The organism is Bradyrhizobium sp. P2_E8 (assembly GCF_056403875.1).
Genome location: NZ_JBFUES010000864.1, coordinates 1 through 3206 on the forward strand (window position 1 = coordinate 1; position 3206 = coordinate 3206).

Genomic DNA, 3206 nt, shown 5'->3' on the forward strand with positions numbered 1-3206 from the left:
GGTGATTGGTCATGAGATGGCCGCCGCACTTCCTGCAATATTTGCGCTGGCTGAGCGGCGTCTTGGCGAAGGTTTCGACGTGCTGCGCGCCCTCGGTGATGCGCACGGCATCGGGCTTCCACAGGCTGAAGGCGTTCACCGGTCCGCCGGACCAGGACCGGCAGGAGCCGCAATGGCAATAGCCCATCGCCTCCGGCGCACCCGTGACCTCGACCGTAACCGCGCCGCAGAAGCAGTGTCCGACATGTTTCATTTGGTCGTCTCCGTTGATGAAGGTTGAAAATCCTCGCCCCGCTCCGGTTCGCCGAGATCTCGGCGAAGGCGGATGCGGGGTCGCGACGAGGTCCGCTCGCGCTGGTGGCATCGGAGTGAGGGTAATCACCCCGAGGGACGCAGAAGGCTGGAGTCCGGCGAGATACACGCCTCAGTTCCGTCGCGCGTCCTCCTTTCGGCGGACGCGGCGGAAAGACGCGACGACTAAACTGACCGGCGCCAGGGAATAAGCATCGACACGCGTTGTTTGTACTGCCGGTATTCGTCGCCGAAGAGATCGACGAGGTCGCGCTCCTCCAGCGCGATCCCGACGAAGATGTAGAGCGTGGTCACGACCGCGAACAGCAGATGGCCCGCGGTCATGACCGGTGCCGCCCAGAACGCCATGATGAAGCCGAGATAGATCGGATGACGGACGAACTTGTAGAGCAGCGGCGTCTTGAAACGCGGCGGCGCCGGTTCCTTGCCGACGAGATGGTTAGTCACCTGATGCAGGCCGAACAATTCGAAATGATTGATGATGAAGGTCGAGGTGAACACCAATATCCAACCCGCGAAGGACAGCGTGACCAGCGTCACGGCAAGATCGGGATCCTCGACCTCCCATATGACCGCAGGCAGCGGACGCCACTGCCAGAACAGGAGGAGCAATGACAGGCTCGCGAACAGCACGTAAGTCGATCGCTCGACCGGCTTGGGGACGAACTGCGTCCACCACGCCTTGAATTGCTGGCGCGCCATCACGCTGTGTTGAACCGCGAACAGCGACATCAGCAGCAGATTGATGATGACCGCGCGAACGACGGGCGCTTCAGCTCCGGTGTCGATGGTCTTCGGCACCACCAGCCCCATCACGAAGCCGATAGCGTAGAGAATGGTGACGAAAAACACGAGATATGCCGCAATTCCGTACAGAAAGGCGATGAACTTGAAAATGCGTGGGCCCGCAACCTCCGGGCCGATTGAATGAATCTGATGATCAATTTGGGACATGGAAAGCTCCGTTGTGCCAAAACGCCGGCACTTCATTGGTCGCTGCACCATGCCGCATCGGTATGCCCAAGACTTTCGCGGACGGTTGATTTTCGCCTGAGACGACTTTGATTTTTGCTTGAGACGACAGAAACGTGCGATTTTGCTTTGAAAACAACGTGCTCGACGGCGACCTGCGCGAACTGACCTGCGCCGGGGTCACCGTGCCGTTGCAGCCCCAAGTGTTCGATCTCTTGCTTTACCTCGTGGCGCAACGGGCGCGAGTGGTCAGCAAGGATGACCTGATCAGCCAGATCTGGAGCGACCGCATCGTCTCGGATTCCGCCCTGAACAGCCGGATCAACGCCGCGCGCAAAGCGCTCGGCGACGACGGCGCGGCACAGCGGCTGATCAAGACGATCCCGCGCAAGGGCTTTCGTTTCATCGGCGAGGTCCGGGAAGAGTTGGCAGCGGCGCCTGCGCCCGCCGAGCCCGTCCCAGCCCGGCCGCGCACCGCGGCGGACCGCCCGGCGATCGCGGTGCTCGCCTTCGAGAACATGAGCGGCGATCCCGCTCAGGACTATTTCGGCGACGGGATCAGCGAGGACATCCTCACCGCGCTGTCGAAGCAGCGCTGGTTCATGGTGATCGCCCGCAACTCGTCCTTCACCTACAAGGGACGCGCGGTCCACATCAGGCAGATCGCCGAGGAGCTCGGCGTCCGCTACATCGTCGAAGGCAGCGTGCGCAAGGCGAACAACCGGGTGCGCATCACCGCACAGCTCAACGACGCGACATCGGGCAGTCATCTCTGGGCGGAGCGTTACGACCGCGAGCTCGTCGACGTCTTCGCCGTGCAGGACGAGATCACCAACGCGATCGTCGCGGCGATCGAGCCGCGGATCCACGCGGCGGAGGATTTTCGCAGCCGTCGCAAGCCGCCCGCGAGCCTCGACGCCTGGGACCTGTTGATGCGCGCGCTGTCGCATTACTGGCGCGTGACGCGGCAGGATCACGAGGCCGCACAGGCGCTGCTCGAGCGCGCGATCGGCATCGATCCGAATTACGGCCAGGCGCTGTCGTTGCTCGCGGCGAACCACATGTTCGGCGCGCATCTCGGCTGGGCCGAGCTGGCGAGGGTGGCGCCGATAGCGGAAGCCGCCGCGCTGGCCGCGGTACGCTGCGATCATGAGGATGCCTGGGCGCATGCCGGGCTCGGCAGCGTCTACTTCTCGACGCGCAGGCTTACGGACGCACTGTCCGAGTTCGAGCAGGCGCTCGCGCTCAATCCGAACTTCTCGATGGCGCAGGGCTATTACGCGCTGGCGCTGTCCTATGCCGGGCGGTCGAAGGACTCGTTCGAGGCGGCGCAGAGGGCGATCCGTCTCTCACCGCGCGACCCGTCGCTGGCGATCTATCACGGTATCGCGGGCTATGCGCGCTTCACCGAGCGGCGCTATGACGAGGCCATCGCGCTCGCGCGCGAGGCGATCCGCCATCGCGGCGACCTCACCGGCGCCTATCGCGTGCTCGCCGTGTCCGCCGGCATGACTGGCGACGGGGTGCTTGCGGAGACGGCGCTGGGCGAGCTCCGCCGCACCCAGCCGGGCATCTCGCTGCACTGGATCGCGACGCAACTGCCATGGGCCAGCGACGCCGATCGCGAGCACTATCTGGAAGGATTCCGGCGGGCGGGGTTGCGGTAACACCTCCTACCCTCCCCTTCGAGGTGCAGGGCAATCGCATATGGCTTTTGGCAGCGCTTGGCTGCACGCCTCGCCCTTCGAGACGACCGCTCCGCGGTCTCCTCAGGATGAGGCTAATCAGCACCGTGCCCATTGAAGCTGCTCCACACAGTCCGTCCTCATCATGAGGAGCCCGCCTAAAGCGGGCGTCTCGAAGGATGGCCGCAGGAATCGCTCTCAAATGCGATTCCCTGCCTAGAGGGGGCAGCTAAGAGC

The 3206-nt window shown here is 63.8% G+C and carries 3 protein-coding genes; 1 reads left to right on the forward strand and 2 read right to left on the reverse strand.

The genetic code is table 11. The features are described from left to right. The coding region (locus AC1D00_RS33275; protein ID WP_477013584.1) for a GFA family protein at window positions 1-253 on the reverse strand (253 nt) is incomplete at its 3' end. A gap of 224 nt (window positions 254-477) precedes the next feature. After that, complete coding sequence (gene mddA, locus AC1D00_RS33280; RefSeq protein ID WP_025575227.1) at window positions 478-1266, reverse strand: methanethiol S-methyltransferase; 789 nt, start codon at window positions 1264-1266, stop codon at window positions 478-480. Between the two features lie 134 nt (window positions 1267-1400). On the opposite strand from mddA, the gene AC1D00_RS33285 reads away from it, so the two are divergent. Further along, complete coding sequence (locus tag AC1D00_RS33285; RefSeq protein WP_477013585.1) at window positions 1401-2951, forward strand: winged helix-turn-helix domain-containing tetratricopeptide repeat protein; 1551 nt, start codon at window positions 1401-1403, stop codon at window positions 2949-2951. Window positions 2952-3206 lie beyond the last annotated feature (255 nt).

Bases quoted from the DNA above. Each gene is read 5' to 3' on its own strand.
- mddA (WP_025575227.1), bottom strand. From the start codon at position 1,266: ATGTCCCAAATTGATCATCAGATTCATTCAATCGGCCCGGAGGTTGCG.